Origin of the sequence: Plantibacter auratus (assembly GCF_050587365.1) — a bacterium.
GTDB classification, from domain to species: Bacteria; Actinomycetota; Actinomycetes; order Actinomycetales; family Microbacteriaceae; genus Plantibacter; species Plantibacter auratus.
In genome coordinates this window covers 34644-56957 of record NZ_JBOBFV010000003.1, presented here as the reverse complement: position 1 = coordinate 56957, position 22314 = coordinate 34644, and the positions used below count along the sequence as shown (strand labels likewise).

Annotated in this window: 21 protein-coding genes; 18 read left to right on the top strand and 3 right to left on the bottom strand. The window is 69.8% G+C overall.

From position 1 onward, the window contains the following. Position 1 precedes the first annotated feature (1 nt). From ACQ3HE_RS13235 to dapF, 14 genes are all read left to right on the top strand, one after another. Positions 2 to 994 (top strand): efflux RND transporter periplasmic adaptor subunit, encoded by a 993-nt coding sequence (locus ACQ3HE_RS13235; RefSeq protein WP_124769515.1) that lies wholly within the window; start codon positions 2 to 4, stop codon positions 992 to 994. Beyond that, on the top strand, positions 991 to 1695 hold the full coding sequence (locus ACQ3HE_RS13230; protein ID WP_079707092.1) for an ABC transporter ATP-binding protein: 705 nt from the start codon (positions 991 to 993) through the stop codon (positions 1693 to 1695). Before ACQ3HE_RS13235 ends, ACQ3HE_RS13230 begins: the two co-directional genes overlap by 4 nt. Further along, positions 1688 to 2926 (top strand): ABC transporter permease, encoded by a 1239-nt coding sequence (locus ACQ3HE_RS13225; RefSeq protein ID WP_138944604.1) that lies wholly within the window; start codon positions 1688 to 1690, stop codon positions 2924 to 2926. The genes ACQ3HE_RS13230 and ACQ3HE_RS13225 overlap by 8 nt, the downstream gene beginning before the upstream one ends. A 58-nt stretch (positions 2927 to 2984) precedes the next feature. Further along, a complete protein-coding gene (locus tag ACQ3HE_RS13220; protein WP_085513026.1) occupies positions 2985 to 3476 on the top strand; it encodes a GNAT family N-acetyltransferase in 492 nt (163 codons plus the stop codon). Between the two features lie 77 nt (positions 3477 to 3553). After that, entirely contained in the window at positions 3554 to 6448 is a 2895-nt protein-coding gene (locus ACQ3HE_RS13215; RefSeq protein WP_430893115.1) for an FtsK/SpoIIIE family DNA translocase, read from the top strand. 2 nt (positions 6449 to 6450) lie between these two features. Next, positions 6451 to 7059, top strand: a complete 609-nt coding sequence (gene pgsA / locus ACQ3HE_RS13210; RefSeq protein WP_194604635.1) for a CDP-diacylglycerol--glycerol-3-phosphate 3-phosphatidyltransferase — start codon at positions 6451 to 6453, stop codon at positions 7057 to 7059. Beyond that, complete coding sequence (locus ACQ3HE_RS13205; protein ID WP_430893114.1) at positions 7056 to 7571, top strand: CinA family protein; 516 nt, start codon at positions 7056 to 7058, stop codon at positions 7569 to 7571. Before pgsA ends, ACQ3HE_RS13205 begins: the two co-directional genes overlap by 4 nt. 142 nt (positions 7572 to 7713) lie before the next feature. Next, complete coding sequence (locus ACQ3HE_RS13200; protein WP_056012120.1) at positions 7714 to 8022, top strand: helix-turn-helix domain-containing protein; 309 nt, start codon at positions 7714 to 7716, stop codon at positions 8020 to 8022. A gap of 92 nt (positions 8023 to 8114) precedes the next feature. Then, complete coding sequence (locus ACQ3HE_RS13195; protein ID WP_079707086.1) at positions 8115 to 8339, top strand: DUF3046 domain-containing protein; 225 nt, start codon at positions 8115 to 8117, stop codon at positions 8337 to 8339. 281 nt (positions 8340 to 8620) lie between these two features. After that, the gene (gene recA, locus ACQ3HE_RS13190) at positions 8621 to 9763 is read left to right on the top strand and encodes a recombinase RecA (RefSeq protein ID WP_079707085.1); all 1143 of its coding nucleotides are present in this window, start codon (positions 8621 to 8623) and stop codon (positions 9761 to 9763) included. Between the two features lie 26 nt (positions 9764 to 9789). Then, the gene (locus tag ACQ3HE_RS13185; RefSeq protein WP_430893113.1) at positions 9790 to 10668 is read left to right on the top strand and encodes a regulatory protein RecX; all 879 of its coding nucleotides are present in this window, start codon (positions 9790 to 9792) and stop codon (positions 10666 to 10668) included. Positions 10669 to 10703: 35 nt separating this feature from the next. Then, positions 10704 to 12305, top strand: a complete 1602-nt coding sequence (miaB, locus tag ACQ3HE_RS13180; RefSeq protein ID WP_430893112.1) for a tRNA (N6-isopentenyl adenosine(37)-C2)-methylthiotransferase MiaB — start codon at positions 10704 to 10706, stop codon at positions 12303 to 12305. After that, the gene (gene miaA, locus ACQ3HE_RS13175; protein ID WP_430893111.1) at positions 12302 to 13216 is read left to right on the top strand and encodes a tRNA (adenosine(37)-N6)-dimethylallyltransferase MiaA; all 915 of its coding nucleotides are present in this window, start codon (positions 12302 to 12304) and stop codon (positions 13214 to 13216) included. The genes miaB and miaA overlap by 4 nt, the downstream gene beginning before the upstream one ends. Before the next feature lie 9 nt (positions 13217 to 13225). Next, the gene (dapF, locus tag ACQ3HE_RS13170) at positions 13226 to 14107 is read left to right on the top strand and encodes a diaminopimelate epimerase (RefSeq protein WP_124769508.1); all 882 of its coding nucleotides are present in this window, start codon (positions 13226 to 13228) and stop codon (positions 14105 to 14107) included. A 5-nt stretch (positions 14108 to 14112) separates the two neighbouring features. On the opposite strand, the gene ACQ3HE_RS13165 is transcribed toward dapF, so the two are convergent. Continuing rightward, positions 14113 to 14736 carry a class I SAM-dependent methyltransferase gene (locus ACQ3HE_RS13165; protein ID WP_079707080.1) on the bottom strand — a complete coding sequence of 208 codons (624 nt, stop codon included), beginning with the start codon at positions 14734 to 14736 and terminating at the stop codon, positions 14113 to 14115. A 41-nt stretch (positions 14737 to 14777) separates the two neighbouring features. Between ACQ3HE_RS13165 and hflX the strand changes: the two genes are divergently transcribed. Further along, positions 14778 to 16382, top strand: coding sequence for a GTPase HflX (hflX, locus tag ACQ3HE_RS13160; RefSeq protein WP_228498742.1), 1605 nt, complete (start codon positions 14778 to 14780; stop codon positions 16380 to 16382). A 9-nt stretch (positions 16383 to 16391) separates the two neighbouring features. Here the strand turns inward: hflX and ACQ3HE_RS13155 are convergent, their stop codons facing one another. Continuing rightward, positions 16392 to 17306, bottom strand: coding sequence for a hypothetical protein (locus tag ACQ3HE_RS13155; RefSeq protein WP_430893110.1), 915 nt, complete (start codon positions 17304 to 17306; stop codon positions 16392 to 16394). A 236-nt stretch (positions 17307 to 17542) separates the two neighbouring features. Between ACQ3HE_RS13155 and ACQ3HE_RS13150 the strand changes: the two genes are divergently transcribed. Together ACQ3HE_RS13150 and metE are read left to right on the top strand one after the other, a co-directional pair. Next, the gene (locus tag ACQ3HE_RS13150) at positions 17543 to 18541 is read left to right on the top strand and encodes a methylenetetrahydrofolate reductase (protein ID WP_430893109.1); all 999 of its coding nucleotides are present in this window, start codon (positions 17543 to 17545) and stop codon (positions 18539 to 18541) included. Next, on the top strand, positions 18538 to 20865 hold the full coding sequence (metE, locus tag ACQ3HE_RS13145; RefSeq protein ID WP_430893108.1) for a 5-methyltetrahydropteroyltriglutamate--homocysteine S-methyltransferase: 2328 nt from the start codon (positions 18538 to 18540) through the stop codon (positions 20863 to 20865). The genes ACQ3HE_RS13150 and metE overlap by 4 nt, the downstream gene beginning before the upstream one ends. An 84-nt stretch (positions 20866 to 20949) precedes the next feature. Here the strand turns inward: metE and lexA are convergent, their stop codons facing one another. Further along, positions 20950 to 21648: a transcriptional repressor LexA gene (gene lexA, locus ACQ3HE_RS13140; RefSeq protein ID WP_071262299.1), complete on the bottom strand. Its 699-nt coding sequence runs from the start codon at positions 21646 to 21648 to the stop codon at positions 20950 to 20952. Positions 21649 to 21919: 271 nt separating this feature from the next. Here lexA and ACQ3HE_RS13135 point away from each other — a divergent pair, with 271 nt between their 5' ends. After that, positions 21920 to 22312, top strand: coding sequence for a LysM peptidoglycan-binding domain-containing protein (locus tag ACQ3HE_RS13135; protein ID WP_079002676.1), 393 nt, complete (start codon positions 21920 to 21922; stop codon positions 22310 to 22312). Positions 22313 to 22314: the final 2 nt, after the last annotated feature.

Here is a 22314-nt window from a genome sequence, read left to right as displayed (position 1 = left end):
CGTGGGCATTGTCCGCACCTGGGTGTTCCCCATTCTGAAACTGCTCGTCTTCGCCGCGATCGCGGTGGCGCTCGTGAAGGTCGCGTTCTTCCCGGACGCACCGCAGGAGGAGGGGCCGACGCAGCCGACCGGGAGCCTCGTGGAACCACAGGTCCAGGCGGCCCTCGGCACCGTGGTCAACACCGTCTCCGTGGAGGGCCAGGTCGTCGCCGACCCGGCCAGCACGGCGAAGTCGACCGTCGCCGGGACCGTTGACGAGGTGTTCGCGGCCAAGGGGGCCGTCCTCGCGGAGGGCGATCCCATCCTCGACGTCAAGACGATCGACGAGGAAGGCAAGGAGCGGTACGTGCAGGTGACCGCGCCGGTCGCGGGCACCCTCGGCAACGTCAAGCTCATCCACGGGCAGTCGGTGCAAATCGGCGACGCGGTGGCGCAGGTGTCACCGGCCACGTTCTCGATCACCGGGGCGTTGAGCGCCGACAAACAGTACCGTCTGCTCACCATCCCCGGCGAGGCGACGGTCACCATCAACGGCGGCCCGGCCCCGTTCGTCTGTCCGGCGGTGCGCGTCACGACGCCGTCGAGCGGTGGCGACGAGGAGGAGCCGACGACGGGTGGTGGATCCGGGCAGACACCCGGTGCCGGCGGAACCGCCGTCACCTGCGCGGTGCCCGGTGACGTCCGGGTCTTCGCCGGACTCGCCGCGACGATCGAACTCGCGGGCGGCGTCGCCGAGAACGTCCTCGTGCTCCCGACGACCGCGGTCAAGGGTTCGGCCGGGACCGGGACCGTCTGGGTCGTCGGCGCCGACGGTGCGCAGGAGGAACGGCCGGTCACGCTGGGACTGAACGACGGGCAGCAGGTGCAGATCGTCGACGGTGTCGCCGAAGGCGACTCGGTGCTCCAGTTCGTCCCTGGAGCCGTCGCACCCGCGCCCGAAGGCTGCACCACGCTTCCGGACGGCAGCATGGCTTGCGACGGGTCGGTCGGGTGACGCTCCTCGAACTCCGCGGGGTCACCAGGGTCGTCCAGATCCCCGATGCGCCGCCGCTGACGATCCTCGACGGCGTCGACCTCGAGGTGCACGAGGGCGATCGCGTCTCCATCGTCGGTCGGTCGGGTTCGGGCAAGTCGACGCTCCTGAACCTGCTCGGCCTGCTCGACAAGCCGACCTCCGGATCGCTCGTCTTCGACGGCCGGCCGGCGGAGCGTCTCGGGTCCGGTGCGCGCGACCGCCTGCGCGGAGCCCAGATCGGCTTCGTCTTCCAGCAGTTCAACCTCCTGCCGGGCCGGACCGCGCTCGAGAACGTCACGACGCCGCTCCTCTACGCGAGTGGACGCTCGTTCTGGCGTCGCCGCGAGATCGCCGCCGCGATGCTCGAACGCGTCGGACTCGGTGACCGCCTCGATGCGATGCCGACGAAACTGTCCGGCGGCGAGCAGCAGCGCGTCGCGATCGCACGGTCGTTGGTCCGCGGGCCACGGCTCATCCTCGCGGACGAGCCGACCGGCGCTCTCGACGTCGAGACCGGCACCTCCGTCATGTCCCTGCTCGACGAGGTGGCGACCTCCACGGGCGCCGCCCTCGTGACGATCACCCACGACCGGGCGATCGCCCGACTCGCGACGACCCACCACCGTCTCGACCACGGCGTGCTCACCCCTGACCACGAACTGGAGGCCGCGGATGTCTAGGATCCTGACCTCGATCGTCGGAGCGGTCGTCGAGGCCGCCCAGGAGCTGCGGATCCATCGTGGCCGGGTCATCCTCTCGCTCATCGGCGTCGGCGTCGCGGTGTGCGCCCTCACGAGCATGGTCGGCATGTCATCGCTCGCGGCGCAGGCCCAGACCGAGTCGCAGGAACGCTACGGCGGCCGACCCGCCACGCTCATGGCATCGGCCTACGGCACCGGAACGGAGCAACCCGACCCGGAGACCTACATCACGGCGGTGCACGACCTCGCCGAGCGGTACGGCATCGGGTACGTCTCGCAATCCGGCAGCACCCAGCTCAACGTGCAGTTCGCCGATGGGACGGTGGCGGTGCCGGCGACCGTCGTCGACGTCCCGTACGGCGAGATGCACCGCATCAGACTCGACGAGGGCACCTGGTTCCAGGAGGACGACGGCGACCGCCTCGCACCCGCGATCGTCGTGAACCCGGCGTTCTGGCAGCGCCTCGGGTCGCCGCCCATCGAGGCGCACCCGACGGTCACGGTCCACGGTGAACACCCGGTCACGGCTGTGATCGTCGGCGTGTACGCGAGCAACGAGTGGGACACCGAACCGCAGCTGTCGATCCTGCCCGCGGGGACGGCGCTCATCGGTCCGGTGGCCGGCGCGGAGGAGGGCATGGGGCAGCCCGGTCAGTTGCCGCAGTTCGAGTTCTGGGTCCCGAACGCGGACGCCGAGGCCTTCACCCAGCGGATCCAGTCCGACCTGCGTGCCGAACTCGGTGACGCGTACAGCGTCGACGTGTTCCGCAACGATTTCGGCCAGACGGGGGAGGACCCGCTCCTGTCGTTGAAGCTCGTGGTCGGTGCCGTCGCCGGACTCATCCTCCTGCTCGGGGCCCTCGGGCTGATCAACCTCTCGCTCGTCACCGTCCGCCAGCGGATCCGCGAGATCGGGATCCGACGGAGTTTCGGGGCGACCGCGCCGCGGGTGTTCTTCGCCGTGATGATGGAGAGTGTCGTCGCCACCTTCGTCGCCGGGGTCATCGGTGTCATGCTCGCCGTCGCCGTCGTGAAGAGTCCGATCGTCGAGCAGTTCATCGGTCAGGGGCTCGTGACGGACTTCCCGCCGTTCCCCATCGAGGCGGCGGTCCTCGGGCTGGTCAGCGCCACGGCCGTCGGGGCGATCGCCGGGCTCCTCCCGGCGCTCGTCGCCGTCCGCGTGAAGGTGATCGACGCCATCCGGTACTGAGCGCCGGCGACCCCTCACGCGTCATCTGCTCGAAACACCGTTGGCGTACCATCCGTCCATGGCGGTCTACTCGATCCGCGAAGCCGCGGTGGCTGATGTGCGCGTCCTCACCGACATGATGGTCGAGGCGGCGAACTGGAACGCCGTCGCGCCCCGTCCCCGGTCCGCCGTCCTCGCCGACGCGCAGCACACCCGGTATGTGCACGGCTGGCGTCGACCCGGCGACGCCGGGGTCGTCGCCGTCGGGCAGGACGGTGCGCCCGTCGGGGCGTGCTGGTATCGACTCTTCCCGTCCGATGCACCCGGGTTCGGGTACGTGGCGGGCGGCGTCCCCGAACTCATCCTGGGGGTCAGTCCGATCCACCGCGCCCAGGGTGTCGGCCGGCAGTTGCTCCGCGCGACCGTGCAGCTCGCCAGAGCGGCCGGGTACCAGCGCATCAGCCTGAGCGTGGAGCGGGCGAACCACGCCGTCTCGCTGTACCGCACCGAGGGGTTCGCGACCGTGGACCGGCGGGGGACCCGTGACACGATGGTCCTGAATCTGCGCTGACCGCCCGGCGGATCGCGGATCGTGGACACCCCGCCAGCTTGCCGGGCTGCGTCGGTGGCGACGAGTACCGTGAACGCATGGCCGCACGTTCCAACTCGACCAGCCGTTCGCGCAGCGCTTCCTCGCCGAGCGGCGCTTCGTCGCGCACCACGAGCACGAAGACGAACACCAAGCCCGGCACCAAGGCGGGCGCGTCGACGACGAAGCAGCAGAAGACCGTCGCCTATCCGTCCGCCGAGGAGCAGCGCAGTGTGCTGACCTCGATGTGGCTCGGTCTCGCGCACGGCGTCGGTGGAGCGGTCAGAGCCCTCGGCCCCGAGCGAATCGCCAAGGAGGACCGTCGCGACGGCTTCCCCTTCCTGCTCTTCCTGCTGGCCGTCGTCGGTGCCGTCGTCGAGTGGTTCGGCGCGGCCGACCCGGTCGCCCAGACCTTCGACGCCTGGTCGTTCGGCGGCCTCTTCGGCCGACTCGCCTTCGTGCTCCCGGTCATCATGATCGTGTTCGCGGTCTGGCTGTTCCGGCACCCGGCCTCGGTCGACGACAACGGCCGCATCAGCATCGGCCTCGGTCTGCTTCTCATCAGCATCTCGGCGCTCTGCCACATCCACGGCGGCCAGCCGAACCCGAGTCAGGGCCTGCCTGCGCTGGCGCAGGCCGGCGGTCTCCTCGGTTGGATCCTCGGCGCTCCGCTCGCAGCGATCATCACCCCGATCGGCGCGACCGTCCTCATCTCGCTCCTGATCCTCCTCAGCCTCTTCATCGTGACCAAGACGCCCCCGAACCGCGTCGGTGCCCGCGTGCGGCAGTTCTCCACCTGGATGTTCGGCGAGCAGCCGGAGGCACCTGAGGGAGAGCCCGCAGAGCCGAAGAGTGCGCGGACGAAGCGACTCGACGACCTCGACGAGGAACCCGACGAGCCGGCGGCCCTGCCGTGGTGGCGTCGCAACACGAGCCGTCGCGAGGACGACCCGACGTTCGAGGACCCGCTCATGGGCGACAACATGACCGAGCTCCTCGGCCTCGAGAAGCCGTCCGGCGGATTCGACTCGCCGCTCGAACCGGTGGCCGCGCCTGCCGCGTCGCCGAAAGCCGCGCCGGTGCACGACGCCTTCGGCTCCGAGCTCCTCGGCGACCTCGAAGCGGCGGAGAGCGCCGTCAAGCGGTTCAACACGGGCGAGATCAAGCCGCAGACGGGTCTGCACGACGACAGCATCCCCGGCGCGACCGAGGTCATCGAAGACCTCGATCCGGCGCTCCTCGGCGCACCCGACCAGATCGACTTCTCGGCGCGCCCGATGGCGCAGCAGGGCCAGGACGACACGCCGTACCGTCTCCCGTCCGCAGGGACGCTGGCGGCGGGGGAGCCCGCGAAGACCCACAGTGCGGCCAACGACGAAGCGGTCGCCGCGATCACGAGCGTCCTCGACCAGTTCGGCGTCGACGCGAAGGTCACCGGCTTCTCCCGCGGCCCGACCGTGACGCAGTACGAGATCGAGCTCGGCCCAGGCGTCAAGGTCGAGCGCGTCACGGCGCTCAGCAAGAACCTCTCCTACGCCGTGGCGTCCAACGAGGTCCGCATACTCTCGCCCATCCCGGGGAAGAGCGCCATCGGTATCGAGATCCCGAACACCGACCGCGAGATCGTCACCCTCGGCGACATCCTGCGCTCGACGGCGGCCACGAACAGCAACCACCCGATGACGATCGGCGTCGGCAAGGACGTCGGCGGCGGCTACGTCGTCGCGAACCTCGCGAAGATGCCGCACCTCCTGGTCGCCGGGTCGACCGGCTCCGGCAAGTCGGTCTTCGTGAACTCCATGATCACCTCGTTGCTCATGCGCGCGAAGCCGAGCGAGGTGCGCATGGTCCTCATCGACCCCAAGCGCGTCGAGCTCGCGCCGTACGCGGGCGTCCCGCACCTCATCACGCCCATCATCACGAACCCGAAGAAGGCGGCGGAAGCGCTGCAGTGGGTCGTGAAGGAGATGGACATGCGGTACGACGACCTCGCGAGCTTCGGGTACCGGCACATCGACGACTTCAACAAGGCCGTCGTGGCCAACGAGATCGTCCTCCCCGCGGGCAGCGAACGCGTGCTGAAGCCCTACCCGTACCTGTTGGTCGTCGTCGACGAGCTCGCCGACCTGATGATGGTCGCCCCCCGCGACGTCGAGGACTCCATCGTCCGCATCACGCAGCTGGCCCGTGCGTCCGGTATCCACCTCGTCCTCGCGACGCAGCGTCCGTCGGTCGACGTCGTCACCGGCCTCATCAAGGCGAACGTCCCCTCGCGCCTCGCCTTCGCCGTCACGAGCGTCACCGACTCGCGGGTCATCCTCGACCAGCCGGGCGCCGACAAGCTCATCGGCCAGGGCGACGCCCTGTTCCTGCCGATGGGTGCGAACAAGTCCATCCGCGTGCAGGGTGCATGGGTCGGAGAGAACGAGATCCAGCGGGTCGTCGAACACGTCACGAACCAGGCGCGGCCGGAGTACCGGAAGGACGTTCAGGCCGTCGCGGAGCGCAAGGAGATCGACGCGGACATCGGCGACGACCTCGAACTCCTGCTCGCCGCAGCGGAGCTCGTGGTGTCGACGCAGTTCGGATCGACCTCGATGCTGCAGCGGAAGCTCCGGGTCGGTTTCGCGAAGGCCGGCCGGCTCATGGACCTCATGGAGTCCCGCGAGATCGTCGGCCCGTCCGAGGGCTCGAAGGCCCGCGACGTCCTCGTCACCGCCGAGCAGCTGCCGGGGGTCCTGGCTCGTCTGCGCGGCGAGGACGACGGTTCGGCCGCTCCGGCGCCCGCAGCGGCGGCCTCGACAGCCGCCGTGGCCGCCCCGGTCGTCGGTGCCGCCGGCGGCGTCGAGCCCGACCGCTACGGTGCGGACCCGGTCGAGGCCCAGTTCCAGGACTATCCTGAGGTCGAGGGCGGTTCTGACGAAGACGCCTGGAGTCTCACCGGTCGGGAGTAGACATGACGGCATCGAACGCGTCGGCTGCTGCGCCGCGCATCTCGAACTGGAACCTCCCGAACGCGATCACCGTCGCGAGGATCGTGCTTGCGCCCGTGTTCATGTGGATGCTGCTGGCGGACGACGGATCCGACGGTGCACTGCGGTGGTGGGCGGCCCTGCTCTTCGTCGTCGCGATCGCGAGCGACGGCATCGACGGGCACATCGCCCGCAGTCGCAACCTCGTGACGGACCTCGGCAAGATCCTCGACCCGATCGCCGACAAGGTGCTGACGGGCGGAGCGCTCGTCGCGTTGTCGATCCTCGGCGAACTGCCGTGGTGGGTCACGATCGTCGTGCTCGTGCGCGAGATCGGCATCACCGTCCACCGCTTCATCGTGATCTCCGACCATGTCGTCGCCGCCGCATGGATGGGGAAGCTCAAGACCCTCGCGCAGGCCGTCGCGATCTCGCTCGCCCTCGCGCCGTTCTGGGTGCTCCTCGGTGACTGGGTGCTCTGGGTGAACGCGGTCTTCATGACCATCGCCGTGCTCCTGACCATCGCGAGCGGCATCGACTACGTCGTCACCGCCGTCCGGGGGTCGCGCACCGACCGGCAGGTCAAGCGATGACGTCCGATGCCGTCGCGTCGGCCGACGCCGGTGCCGCAGCGGCGGTCCACGCGCTCATCGACGCCCGGTTGACGATCGGTGTCGCGGAGTCCCTGACCGGTGGGCTGCTGGCCGCGGCACTCATCAGCGTGCCCGGTGCGTCCGCGACGGTCCGAGGCGGTGTGGTCGCGTACGACACCCGCCTGAAGCACTCGTTGCTCGGCGTCGACGCCGGCCTCCTCGCGCTCCACGGCGCCGTGCACCCGGAGGTTGCCCTCCAGATGGCCGACGGCGTGCGCCGTGCCCTGGCGATCGACGGGCTTCCGGCAGACGTCGGTATCGCGACGACCGGCGTCGCCGGGCCCGACCCGCAGAACGGCCAGGCCGTCGGGACCGTCTTCGTGGGCATCGTGACGCGAGCGGGTGGACGGGTGGTGCCGCTCACCCTGGACGGAGGCCGTCAGGAGATCCGACTCCGGACCGTGGAGCTGGCGTTGGAAGCCCTCGTGCGAGAACTCGGCGCACTCGAGTGAACCCCGGCTCCGTTCGGCATACGGTGGTTGTAATGTTGGCCATCCACGAACGAGACGGCGATCAGCTGGGACGACGTGAATCCGCGTTGGAGAAGCAGAGCGCTGTACGACACGAGGTCGTAGAGCACAGAGGGAGGGTCACGTGGTTCTAGTCCGTCAAGAGATCGGCGACGTGCTGAGGGACTTCCGGTTGCAGAAGGGTCGGACCTTGCGCCAGGTGGCGAGCAAGGCGAGCGTCGCACTCGGATACCTGAGCGAGGTCGAACGAGGCCAGAAGGAGGCGTCGAGCGAGATCCTCGCTTCGGTGGCCGACGCCCTCGACACCCCCATCTCCGTCATCATGCGAGAGGTCGGAGACCGCCTCGCGGTCATCGAGGGTCTCTCCCCGAACATCCCGGACACCGTTCCGGACGAACTGGTCAACGAGCTGGACGAACTCGTCTCCCGCTGATCGAGCGAGCACGGCAGCAGAACGCCCCGGGATCCCTCTCCCGGGGCGTTTCCGCGTCCGGACGGACGACGGAGGAAGGGACAGGAGCAGGAATGAAGCTGAGTGAGTTCAGGACGGCCGTCGCCGACGAGTTCGGCGCGGCGTACGGAGCGGTACTCACCGGTGACCTCGGACTCACCGAGTTCGGCTCGAAGACCGCCGAGGAGGCGTTGCGCGCCGGTGTCCCGCCCCGCGACGTCTGGATCGCGCTCTGTACCGCGACCGACGTGCCGGACGAGCGACGCCACGGCGTCGGACGGCTGCAGCCGGGCGCGTAGCGCGTCCAGCGCCACGGGCGAAGCGGTCTTCGACACGCCGCCCGATCGGTATCGAACATCCGTTCTAGTGGTGCTAGTGTCCTCCACAGGATCATTCGTGAGTGCGTTCTGCACGGACCGAGCCGTCCACCGGTGCATGTCGGTGGTGGCGCGTACCGTCGGAGACATCAGGAACGACCGACGCCTTGTCGCCCTCGGGCCCCGACCTTCAGCAGAAGCGGGTCCCGGAACACGCGGCGACAGCCTATAGGCACCCGACACCGAGCAGAGAGAAGCACACCATGCCAAGTCCAGCTGAACGCGAGAAGTCCCTCGAAACCGCACTCGCCCAGATCGACCGTCAGTTCGGCAAGGGCTCGGTGATGCGCCTCGGCAGCGACGAGCGCGCACCGGTCGAGGTCGTCTCCACCGGCTCGATCGCCCTCGACGTCGCGCTCGGCATCGGAGGGCTCCCGCGAGGCCGCATCGTCGAGATCTACGGGCCTGAGTCGTCAGGTAAGACGACGCTCACGCTGCACGCCATCGCGAACGCCCAGCGTGCCGGCGGCATCGCCGCCTTCATCGACGCGGAGCACGCACTCGACCCCGAGTACGCAAAGAAGCTCGGCGTCGACATCGACTCGCTGCTCGTCTCCCAGCCCGACACGGGTGAGCAGGCGCTCGAGATCGCCGACATGCTCGTGCGCTCGGGTTCCATCGACCTCATCGTGATCGACTCCGTCGCCGCGCTCGTGCCCCGTGCCGAGATCGAGGGCGACATGGGTGACTCGCACGTCGGTCTGCAGGCCCGCCTCATGTCGCAGGCCCTGCGCAAGCTGACCGGTGGCCTCAACCAGACGAACACGACGATGATCTTCATCAACCAGCTGCGCGAGAAGATCGGTGTGATGTTCGGCAGCCCCGAGACGACCGCCGGTGGTAAGGCCCTGAAGTTCTACGCCTCGGTCCGCCTCGACATCCGTCGCATCGAGACGCTGAAGGACGGCACGGAGGCCGTGGGCAACCGTACGCGCGTGAAGGTCGTCAAGAACAAGATGGCTCCGCCCTTCCGGCAGGCCGAGTTCGACATCCTGTACGGCGTGGGCATCTCCCGCGAAGGGTCGTTGATCGACTTCGGTGTCGAGCACGCCATCGTCAAGAAGGCCGGCGCCTGGTACACCTACGAGGGCGATCAGCTCGGTCAGGGCAAGGAGAACGCCCGGAACTTCCTGCTGAAGAACCCGGACATCGCCGCTGAGATCGAGCGCCGGATCCTCGGCAAGCTCGGTGTCGGTGCCGAGGGTGCCGCAACCAAGAAGGCCGCGGATGCCGCCGCAGCCGAGGTCGCTGCTGCCGAGGCCGCCGCGCTCGAGGCGGCGACCGGTGGAGCCCCGCAGCTCGCAGCCGCCGGCGCACCGAAGTCCGCCGCGAAGCGCAGCGCGTAACGCACGCCCCGAACAGCGAGGTCACCATGGTCGTCTCCTTCCCTCCCGCCGGTCCGGCCGACGAGTCGTCGGAGCACGTGGCCCCCGTGACCTCGCTGTTCGGGCGCCGTCCGGCGCCCGATCCAGCTGCCGAGCCCGACGGCTGGTTCGTCGGGCAGACCGACGACGCTCCTGTCGTTGCCGCGCCCGTCGTGCGTCCCGTCGCTCCGTTGCGACGGACGTCCACCGAGCGCGACGAGACGGAGGCCACCCCGCCGGGCGACGCACCGAGCGATGCCCCCGCAGCGACGAGCCCGACGACACCACCCGAGCCCGCCCCGCGGACGCTCGCCTGGACCTCGGTCGTCGAGGCGCCGGAGGACGACGACGCAGACGACCGCGCCGAAGTCGATGAGATCGAGGCTCCCGTCGATCCGGAGGTCCGGCTGGCCGAACTCGACCTGCTCGCGGTCCGACGACTCGCCCGCCGCGGGTGTTCCGAGTGGGAGATCGCGGAACTCCTCCGCGGCCACGACGCCGCACCCGACGAAGTCGAACACGTCCTCGCCGAGCTCCGCCGACGCGGCTATCTCGACGACGCCGAACTCGCCCGGCAGCTCGTCGAGAGCCTGCACACCCGCAAGGGGCAGTCCCGTGCGGTGATCGGCCGCGAGCTCTCCTCGCGACGCATCGACGCCTCGATCGTCTCCGAGGCACTGGAGGCCATCGACGACGACGACGAGCTCCGACGAGCGCTGGTCGTCGCCGAGAAGCGTGCCGGTCAACTGCGCTCCCTCGATCAGGCGACGGCCGAGCGACGTCTGTCGGCCTATCTCGCGAGACGCGGATATGGCTCGGCGATCATCCGTGAGGCGTGCTCGCGTGCCCTGTCGGGGTCGAAGCGTTCCGGCGTGAGTTTCCGCTGACCGGAGGCATCTCAGGCCGCGCGTAGACTGCCGGTATGAGCAGCATCGTCGAGACGCCCACGGTCATCAGCGCCTCACCCGCCGCGATCGACGAGTCAGGTCGGCAGCGGAGCTATGAGGTCCGCACCTACGGGTGCCAGATGAACGTGCACGACTCCGAGCGGCTCAGCGGGTCGCTCGAGGCAGCCGGTTACGTCAAGGCGGACGGCGAGCAGGCCGACATCGTGGTCATCAACACCTGCGCGGTCCGCGAGAACGCCGACAACAAGCTGTACGGCAACCTCGGCCACCTGGCATCGATCAAGAAGCAGCGCAGCGGCATGCAGATCGCCGTCGGCGGTTGTCTGGCGCAGAAGGACAAAGAGGTCATCCTCCGGAAGGCCCCGTGGGTGGACGTCGTCTTCGGGACGCACAACATGGGCTCACTGCCGTCGCTGCTGGAGCGGGCTCGGCACAACGACGAGGCCCAGCTGGAGATCCTGGAGTCGCTCGACACCTTCCCCTCCACCCTCCCGACCAAACGCGATTCCAGCTACAGCGGTTGGGTCTCGATCTCCGTCGGGTGCAACAACACGTGCACCTTCTGCATCGTGCCGTCGCTCCGTGGCAAGGAGAAGGACCGTCGCCCGGGCGAGATCCTCGGTGAGCTGCGCGCCCTCGTCGAGGACGGCGCCATCGAGGTGACGCTGCTCGGGCAGAACGTGAACTCCTACGGTGTCGAGTTCGGGGATCGTCAGGCGTTCGGCAAGCTCCTGCGGGCGGCCGGCACGATCGAGGGCTTGGAGCGCGTCCGGTTCACGAGCCCGCACCCGGCCGCCTTCACCGACGACGTGATCGATGCGATGGCCGAGACGCCGAATGTGATGCCACAACTGCACATGCCGCTGCAATCGGGTTCCGACCGCATCCTCAAGGCGATGCGTCGCTCCTACCGGTCCGAGCGCTTCCTCGGGATCCTCGATCGGGTCCGTGCCAGGATCCCGCATGCGGCCATCTCCACCGACATCATCGTCGGGTTCCCCGGCGAGACGGAGGAGGACTTCCAGGAGACCCTCCGCGTGGTCGAGGCCGCACGGTTCGCCAGCGCCTTCACCTTCCAGTACTCGATCCGTGCCGGGACTCCGGCGGCCACCATGCCCGATCAGGTCCCGAAGGCCGTCGTGCAGGAACGGTACGAGCGCCTCATCGCGTTGCAGGACCGCATCAGTCTCGAGGAGAACCAGCGCCAGGTGGGCCGGCAGGTCGAGTTGCTCGTCGCGGTCGGCGAGGGCCGCAAGAACGACGCCACGCATCGACTGAGCGGGCGGGCCGAGGACTCACGGCTCGTCCACTTCGAGGTGCCGGCGGGCTCCGAGGTGCCGCGACCGGGCGACGTCGTGACCGTGACCATCACCGAGGCCGCGTCCTTCCACCTCATCGCCGACGCACCCGGTGGCGAGCCCCTGCGGGTCCGTCGGACGCGTGCCGGAGACGCCTGGGATCGAGCTCAGGCCGACTCCTGCGGCGTGCCGACGCCGGCCGGTGCGGCGGAGCCCGGCCGGGTCTCGCTCGGCCTGCCGGGCCTGCGCATCGGGGCGCCGACCGTCGGCGTGACCACGTCGCCCATCTACGACCCGAGCGACGGCGAACGTCGGTGACCGGCTTCCTCGCGGTCGTCGGAGCGACCGGGACGGGGAAGTCCGCACTGTCGCTCGAGCTGGCGACCGCTCTCCGCGAGGCGGGGCGTCCAGCCGAGATCGTCAACGCCGATGCCATGCAGTTCTATCGCGGCATGGACATCGGGACCGCGAAGCTGCCCATGGAGGAGCGGCGCGGGATCCCGCACCACCTCTTCGACGTCCTGGACGTCACGGAGGAGGCGTCCGTCGCCTGGTACCAGCCGACGGCTCGCGCGGTGATCGACGAGCTCACCGCGCGTGGGGTGACGCCGATCCTCGTCGGCGGTTCCGGGCTGTACGTCTCGAGCGTCATCCATGACTTCCGGTTCCCCCCGAGAGACCGCGCCCTGCGCGAGCGCCTGGAACGGGAACTCGAGGAGGAGGGGCTCCCGGCGCTCATCGAGCGGCTCCGCCTGGCCGATCCCGCGACCGCCGACCGCATCGATGCGGCGAACGCCCGCCGGGTCGTGCGCGCACTCGAAGTCCACGAGTTGGCCGAGCGCGGCCACGGTGCAGCGCTTCCGGAACGCCCCGTCCCATGGCGGCCGGTCGAGGTCATCGGGGTCTCGACGCCGCGAGAGGTCCTCGTCGAGCGCCTCGACCGGCGCGTCGAGACGATGTGGGCCGCAGGACTCGTCGCGGAGACTGCTGAGCTGCTCGAGCACGGCCTCGAGCAGGGCATCACCGCCGCCCGTGCGATCGGGTACGCGCAAGCGGTGGCGCAACTGCGGTCGGAGCTCACCGAAGCGCAGGCGATCGCCGAGACCCAGCGTCTGACGAGGCGGTACGCGCGCCGTCAGGTCAGCTGGTTCAAGCGCTATCCGGCGATCACCTGGGTGGACGGCGGCAGCGCCGAGGCGAGTGAGCTGGCCCGCCGAGTGCGCCCGTAGACTGGTCGGATGGCGTCGACACTCTCCTTCACGAAGGGCCACGGCACGGGCAACGACTTCGTGCTCTTCTCCGATCCCGACGGCCAGGAGGCGCTCGATCCTGGCCAGATCGCAGCGCTCTGCGACCGGCATTTCGGGATCGGGGCCGACGGCGTCATCCGCGCCGTCCGGTCCGCGCACCTCGATGCCGGCGCGGCCGTGCTCGCTGAAGACCCTGCCGCGGAGTGGTTCATGGATTACCACAACGCCGACGGTTCGGTCGCGGAGATGTGCGGCAACGGCATCCGGGTGTTCCTGCACTACCTGCTCGAGAGCGGGCTCGTGGAGCTGGCCCCCGGCGAACAGCTCGCCATCGGCACCCGCGCCGGCGTCCGGATGGTCGGCTACGACCCGCTCGGCTACGCCGTCGACCTCGGCCGCTGGAGCCTCGACGAGCGGGAGACGCTCGTCCGGGTGAAGGGGCTGCCCGTGGCCCGCCCGGGGATCGGGATCGACGTCGGCAACCCGCACATCGTCGTCGCGGTCGCCGACGCCGCCGAACTCGACGGAGCGGAACTGGAGTACGTCCCACAGCTCGACCCCGTACCGCCGCACGGTGCCAACGTCGAGCTGGTCGTCCCGGGTGAGCCGCTCATCGCCGACGGCGTGGCACGGATCCGCATGCGCGTCCACGAGCGCGGGAGCGGCGAGACCCTGAGCTGTGGCACCGGGACGGCTGCCGCGGCGCTCGCGTTCCGCCACTGGGCGGGCGCGGCGGCTCCGAACGACTGGCGCGTCGAGGTGCCGGGCGGAGCGCTCGGGGTGCGCATGGTTCCCGGCGCAGACGGCGAGCACGTGGTGCTGGCCGGACCTGCGACGCTCGTCTACTCCGGGACGATCACCCTGGCCTGAGCCGGTCAGGCCGAACGGAGCTCCCGGCGCCGGGTGTGCAGGACGCGGAAGCCCTTGGCCATGGCCGCACGTCCGACGTGGAACGACGTCGGCAGCTGCTCCTGCAACCACTTCTGCAGTGAGTCCGAGCCGAGGTTCTTCTGTACGACGAGCCAGGCGTCACCCTCGTCCTCGAGCCGCGGCAACCAGTGCATGAGCATGCGGTGCAGTTCGTCCTTGCCGACGCGGATCGGCGGGTTCGACCAGATGGTCGCGAAGCGGACCGTGTCGGGGACGTCGTCGGGGAGGACGGCACGGATGTTGGCGAGCCCGAGGCGTTCCGCGTTGATCCGGGTCAGGTCGAGCGCGCGTTCGTTCACGTCGACCGCCCAGACGGTCGCGTCCGGCGACGCGAGCCCGAGCGACAGGGCGATCGGGCCCCAGCCGCAGCCGATGTCGAGGAGGTCGCCCGTCGGCGGGGGAGGAGGGGTGTTCGCGAGCAGCACCTGGGTGCCCTGATCGAGGTGACCCGGACTGAAGACGCCGCCCGCCGAAACGAGCGAACGGTCGACGCCGCCGAGGCGTGCGGTGATCGGTTTGAGCTGCAACTCGCTCGCGGGTTCGGCGGTGAAGTAGTGCTCGTTCGACATACAGGAACGGTACCGGACCAGGAGGAAGTAGGGTTAACGCGATGCCTAGACCACCGATGGACGCACCCCAGGACCACGCAGACGACACCGATGTCGATGTCGAGGCGGTGGTGGACGACGCCTCGGTCACCGATCCCGACGACGTCGTCGCGCGCGTGCTCACGAGCGCCGCGTCCCGATCGAGCGGGTATACCCTGTTCGGCAGCGGTGCCGCGGCGTTGCAGACCGGCGATGCATCGGGCGGCAGCTCCGACGACGGCGAGCAGTACGACCGCGAGGACCGACAGGCCCTCCGTCGCGTCGCCGGGCTCTCGACCGAGCTCGAGGACGTCACCGAGGTCGAGTACCGGCAGCTCCGGCTGGAGAACGTCGTCATCATCGGCGTCTACCCGCAGGGTGCGCTCCATGACGCGGAGAACTCCCTCCGCGAACTCGCAGCGCTCGCGGAGACCGCCGGCGCCGTCGTCCTCGACGGGCTCCTGCAGCGCAAACCGCACCCCGACCCGAGCACGTATCTCGGTCGAGGCAAGGCCCAGGAGCTGAAGTCCATCGTCCAGGCGCTCGGCGCCGACACGGTGATCGCCGACACGGAACTCGCACCCAGCCAGCGTCGCGCCCTCGAGGACGCGGTCGGCGTGAAAGTCATCGACCGCACGGCGGTCATCCTCGACATCTTCAGCCAGCACGCGAAGAGCCGAGAGGGCAAGGCGCAGGTCGAGCTCGCCCAACTCGAGTACCTCCTGCCCCGCCTCCGAGGCTGGGGTGAGTCCATGAGCCGTCAGGCCGGTGGTCAGGTCGGTGGTGCCGGGGCCGGCATGGGGTCGAGGGGCCCCGGTGAGACGAAGATCGAACTCGACCGACGCCGCATCCACACCCGGATGGCGAAACTGCGTAAGTCGATCACGGCGATGAAGCCGGCGCGCGAGGCCAAGCGGGCGAACCGTCGCCGCAACACGGTGCCGTCGGTCGCGATCGCGGGGTACACGAACGCCGGCAAGTCGAGCCTGCTGAACCGCATCACGAAGGCCGGCGTCCTGGTCGAGAACTCGCTCTTCGCGACGCTCGACGCGACGGTCCGCCGCAACGTGACCTCCGACGGGCGCGAGTACACCCTGGCCGACACGGTCGGTTTCGTGCGCAACCTGCCGCACCAGCTGGTCGAGGCCTTCCGCTCGACGCTCGAGGAGGTCGCCGACAGCGACGTCATCGTGCACGTCGTCGACGCCGCGCACCCCGACCCGGCCGGCCAGATCGCCACCGTGCGAGATGTCATCGGTGAGGTCGGAGCTCGGCACATCCCCGAGCTGGTCGTGTTCAACAAGGCCGACCTCGTGGACGACGGCCAGCTGCTCGTGCTCCGCGGTCTCGTCCCGGACGCCGTCTTCGTATCGGCCCGCACAGGTCTCGGGATCGACGAGCTCATGGAGCGCATCGAGACGCTGATCCCGTCGCCGAGCAACGAGGTCCACGTCATCGTGCCCTTCGACCGCGGAGACCTGGTCACGCTGCTGCACGAACGCGGCAAGGTGCTGTCGACGGACTACGACGAGCGTGGCACGATCGTGCACGCCCTGGTCGGTGCCGAGCTTGCCGCCGCCCTCGCGCCGTTCGCCGAGGTCGTCCCGGCACCCGCCGTGGCCGGCTGACCCGACTCCTCACGCGCAGCGCGCGCGGACGGCGTCCTTGAGCGCCTCCGCGGTGTCGGTGTCGAGCGGGAGGGTCATGACGACCTCCGGCCCGTCGTCGATGCGCACGACGAGTGGGAAGAGCGTTCCCACCTTGTCCTCGGCCAGGGCGTGCGGGTCGCACCGGGTCGGGACGACCCGCAGTTCGATGGACTGCGGACCGTGGGCGGCGTCGACGGTCAGGCTGAGCGCCCAGTCCTGGGGTGGGTCACCGCCGCCGTCCGTCGGCGCCGGTCGCAACAGGACCGTCGACCGCAGCGCGACGAGCTCCAGCCGACCCGGAGCGCCGGTCGGCACGGCCGTGACCGTCAGGACGGCGACCGTCGTGGCTCCGGCACCCTCGAGGCGGATCCCGGGAGCTGCGGCCACCTCGGCGATGCGTTGCACCGCCGCCACCGTGCACGTCGAGGTACGGATCCGCTGCAGCGCGTTCGTCGGATCGGACAGGTCGGATGCGGTCAGGACCGCGCCGTCGTCGAGTCGGAGCTGGAGATCGACCTGCGCGTCCCCGTCGCCTGCGTCGCAGTCGATCGGTGGCAGCTCGACGGCGAGATCCGTGGTCTGTCCAGCGCGGATCGTCGAGGATCGGTCCCGGACGGTCGGCGCGGTGAACGCCGATCCCGCCAGCTCGAGTCCGACGATCGTGATGTCGTGGTCGCCGCCGTTGCCGACCCGGACGATCGCGGCGTCGCTCGCGTACTGGTCGCGGTTCTGGCGGAACTCGACCACGATGTCCTTGGCTGAGGCTGCGCGTGTCGCCCGCGGCACGGGCGAACCTGCGGTCGTGCACCCGGACACGGCGAGCACCACCGCCACGCAGGACGCGATGACGCGCGAGCCGAGTGCTGGGCGCTCGTCGCCCCGGTGCCTGGTGCCCACGGTCATGGCATCAGCGTAGGACCGGAGCGCCGCCGGGGGAATGTGTCGCAGGATGACGCTGTCGGACGGATGTCCGTCGCGCGGATCGTCGGGCGTTGCTATCGTCGTGCGCATCGTACCCGCCCTCACCGGCGGAATCGGAGCGACAGCCGAGCCCGGCACCCGCCCACGACACACCAGCGGAACCGCTGCGTGCTGCGTGGTCGCCGGCTCTCGTTCCGCTGCCACCGAGACGAGACCTCATGATCACGACGGAGCCCGCCTGTCCTGGGCGCACCCCCTTCTCGTTCGAGCTGTACCCGCCCAAGACGCTCGACGGCGGCGTCGCGCTCGCACGGACGGTCGAGCACCTGGCCGCCGCCGGCCCGGAGTTCATCTCGGTCACCTTCGGCGCCGGTGGTTCCTCGCGAACGGCGAGCCTGGACGTGCTGCGGAGCATCCGGACGTCGACCTCGGTGGACCCGATGGCCCATCTCACCTGCGTCGGTTCGACGCACGCGCGGGCCAGCCGACTCATCAAGGACTTCCTCGATGCCGGGGTGCACAGTTTCCTCGCGCTCCGCGGCGACCCGCCTGCCGGAGCCGTCGAGGGCGACGCCTTCCTCGGAGATCTGGGGAGTGCTGCAGAACTCGTGCAGCTCATCGGCCGGGTCAGTGCCGAGCACGAGCCCTACGCCGAGGGGTCGCTGGGCGGCCTCCCGGGCGCGGTGCAGCTCGGGCGACGCCATCGGCCGCGGATCGCGGTCGCCGCGTTCCCCAACGGACACCCGCGCTCGCGGTCGACGACGCAGGACCTCGACACCCTGTTGGCCAAGCAGGCGGCGGGGGCGACGCTCGCCATCACCCAGCTCTTCTTCCACGCCGACGACTACCTCGCCTTCGCCGAACGCGCGAGACGTCACGGCGTCACCATGCCCATCCTGCCGGGCGTGATGCCCATCACGAGTCCGGCGCGGTTGCGTCGAGTGCTCGAGCTCAGCGGCGAGGCGCTCCCGAGCGACCTGGCGATCGCGCTCGAGGTCGAGCCGGACGAAGCGGGACGGATCGACATCGGCACCGACTACTCCGCGAGGCTCATCCGCGACGTCGTCGCGGGCGGCGCGCCGGGCGTCCACCTCTACGCCTTCAACCAGCATCGGACGGTGCTCGACGTGTTGCACCGTGCCGGCATCCCCGTGCAAGGCGGCCGACCGGTCCGTCATCCCATCCCCGATCCACTCACCAGCAAGGACGCACGATGAACCCCACCTCCGCATTCCCCGTCGGCACCATCCTCGGCTACCCGCGCATCGGGCCGAACCGGGAGTTGAAGCGCGCCGTCGAGTCCTTCTGGGCCGGCCGGATCGACGCCGAGGCGCTCGAGCGGACGGCCTCCGAGCTGCGCGCCGCCACGCGTGCCCGCCTCGCGGGGCTCGGCCTCGACCCGACGAACGCCGCGATCCCCGAGAGCTTCTCGTTCTACGACCAGGTCCTGGACGCCGCGCTCACCGTCGGCGCCGTCCCGGAGCGCTTCTCGTCGCTCGTCGGGGCCGACGGTCGGGTCGACCTCGCCGGGGCGTTCACGATCGCTCGTGGCGCCGGCGACCTCGCCCCGCTCGAGATGACGAAGTGGTTCGACTCGAACTACCACTACCTCGTCCCGGAGATCGGCGAGTCGACGCCGTTCGCGCTCTCCGACGACCGAGTGGTCGAGCAGTTCCGCGAGGGCCTCGCCGAGGGGTACGTGACGCGGCCGGTCATCGTGGGCCCCGTGACGTTCCTGCTGCTGTCCAAGGCGGCCGAGGGGGCCTCAGCGGGATTCGCCCCGATCGATCGACTGGAGGCGTTGCTGCCCGTCTACGCGGAACTCCTCCAGCGCCTCGCCGCTGCCGGCGCGCCCTGGGTGCAGCTCGACGAACCCGCACTCGTTTCGGAGACGTTCGACGTGCCGAGGTCGACGGTCCTCGCGGCGCTCGAACGATCGACGGCCGTCCTGTCCGCCGTCTCCGACCGTCCGTCGATCTTCGTCGCGGCTCCCTACGGCGCCTTGGGCGACGCCCTCCCGGTGCTGGCCGACTCGGGGGTCGAGGCTGTCGGTGTCGACCTCGTCCGAGGAGGCCTGCCGGACTCGTCTCCCGGACTCGCCACGAAGACCGTCGTCGCGGGAGTGATCGACGGCCACAACGTGTGGCGTGGCGACCTGGCGGCCGCGGCCGATCTCCTGGCCCGCGCGGGGGAGCGCTTCCCGCAGCTCGCGGTATCCACCTCGACGTCGCTCCTGCACGTCCCGCACGACGTGTCGGTGGAGACGAAGCTCGACCAGCGTCTCCGGAGCTGGCTCGCCTTCGCCGACCAGAAGGTGGATCAGATCGCGGTCCTCGCACGCGGTCTCACCCAAGGGCGCGCGGCCATCGCGGCCGAGCTCACCGCAGCGTCGTCCGCGCTCGACGATCGGCTCGCCGCGCCCGGGGTCGTCGATGCCGCCATCCGCGCACGGACGGCAGCGCTCGCACCAGCGGACTTCACCCGAGACGACTACCAGGAGCGCGCCACGGCGCAGGAGCAGGCGCTCGGCCTGCCGTTCCTCCCGACGACGACGATCGGTTCCTTCCCGCAGACCGGCGACATCCGTCGCGCCCGCGCGCAGCGGGTCGCCGGAACGCTCGACGAGGAGGCCTACGTCGAGACGATGCGCGCGGAGATCGGGCGCGTCGTGGCGCTGCAGGAGGACCTCGGGATCGACGTCGTCGTCCACGGTGAGCCCGAGCGCAACGACATGGTCCAGTACTTCGCCGAGCACCTCGACGGGTTCGCCGTGACGGAGCACGGGTGGGTGCAGTCCTATGGTTCGCGATGCACCCGTCCGTCGATCCTGTGGGGTGACGTCTCGCGGCCGGCGCCGATCACGGTCGAGTGGTCGTCCTACACGCAGTCGTTGACCACCAAGCCGGTGAAGGGCATGCTCACGGGCCCGGTGACGATCCTCGCGTGGTCGTTCGTGCGCGACGACCAACCGCTCGCCGAGACGGCGAACCAGGTCGCCCTCGCCCTCCGCGACGAGATCGCCGACCTGGAGCGGGCCGGCATCCGCATCATCCAGGTCGACGAACCCGCACTCCGCGAACTGCTCCCGCTCCGGCGGGCCGACCAGGGGCGGTACCTCGACTGGTCGGTGGGCTCCTTCCGGCTGGCGACCGCGGGCGTGCGGGCCGAGACGCAGATCCACACCCACCTCTGCTACTCCGAGTTCGGCGTGGTGATCGACGCGATCCGACGCTTGGACGCCGACGTGACGAGCATCGAGGCGGCACGGTCTCGGATGGAGGTCGTGTCCGACATCCGGGCGAGTGGTTTCGACCACGGCATCGGCCCGGGCGTGTACGACATCCACTCGCCTCGGGTGCCGAGCGTCGCGGAGGTGACCGCGCTGCTCGAGATCGCGCTGGAGGGGATCCCGCAGCGCCAGGTCTGGGTGAACCCGGACTGCGGACTCAAGACGCGAGGGTACGAGGAGACGGTCGCCTCCCTCGCCAACATCGTCGAGGCGACGCGTGCGGTCCGCGCACGGGTCGGTGCGACCGGCTGACGTCGAGGGGCCTGCACGGACGAGGGCCGGGACGATCCACGGATCGTCGCGGCCCTCGTCGGTGTCGCGGAATGGTCCGGTCGGTCAGACCGTCCGGAGCACGGCGACGACCTTGCCGAGGACTTCGGCGTGGTCGCCGAGGATCGGTTCGAAGGCCGAGTTCCGGGGGAGCAGCCAGGTGTGACCGTCGCGCTGGCGGAACACCTTCACGGTCGCCTCCTCGTCGAGCATCGCCGCGACGATCTCGCCGTTCTCAGCGGTCTTCTGCTCGCGGATGACGACCCAGTCGCCGTCGCAGATCGCGGCGTCGACCATCGAGTCGCCGACGACCTTCAGCATGAACAGACTGCCCTTGCCGACCAGCTGGCGGGGCAGGGGGAAGATCTCCTCGACCTGCTGCTCGGCCGTGATCGGGATGCCGGCGGCGATGCGACCGACGAGCGGGACCATGGCGGCGTCGCCGACCGGGGGAGCGGAGTCGGGATCGCTGCCCTCGACGGCGCTCGGCAGGTCGATGAGCACCTCGATGGCGCGGGGACGGTTGGGATCGCGTCGGAGGTATCCGCTGAGTTCGAGCTGCCCGAGTTGGTGGGTGACACTCGACAGTGAGGCGAGCCCGACGGCGTCACCGATCTCGCGCATGCTCGGCGGATATCCGCGCTGCGAGACCGAGCGCTGGATGACGTCGAGGATCGCAAGCTGCTTGTCGCTCAGGCTCTTCCGTCGCCGGGTGCCGCCGATCTGGCGCTCCCGGGCTCCGTCGCCCGCCGTGTTCGCTGCCATCTTCGCTCCTGCCCTGATCGGCTGTCGGTGACCGATGTCGGTGGGTGGTGGTGTACTGCTTCCAACACTCGAAACTGTATCCGCACCAGCTCGTCCAGACAAACATCTGTTCGAGCGTGTCGCCGATCCCGCGCGTCGCAGGTACGAAGACAGGGTTGAGTATTCGAACAATCGAAGATATATTCGGAACACAGGTTCGTATCCGGCACTCCTGGTCGAGTGTCGGGTACGAGTCCTCATCACACGATGAGCACACTCTTGGAGGGTTGACATGAGCGCAGCACTGATCGGGTCCCACCGGGCGCTTCCCGCACGGACGGCGCAGGTACCGACGTCAGACGCACCGTCCACACGCCGACTCCGCCTGACGAAGCGCGGTCGCGTCGTCTTCACCACGCTCGCCGCCATCCCGCTGGTCATCGGTGTCGCGGTCGTCGGACTCTCCGCAGGCGGTGCCGCGGCCAACACGGCGGCGGCGGGAGCCACGTTCACGTACATCACGGTCGACCCGGGCGAGTCGCTCTGGCAGCTGGCCGAGTCCATCGCACCCGACGCCGACCCGCGCGACGTCATCGCCGAGATCATGAACCTCAACCAGCTCAGCACCGCCGGTGTCGAGCCCGGGCAGCGCCTGGCGATCCCGCAGCGGTACGCGGCCGAGTAGGC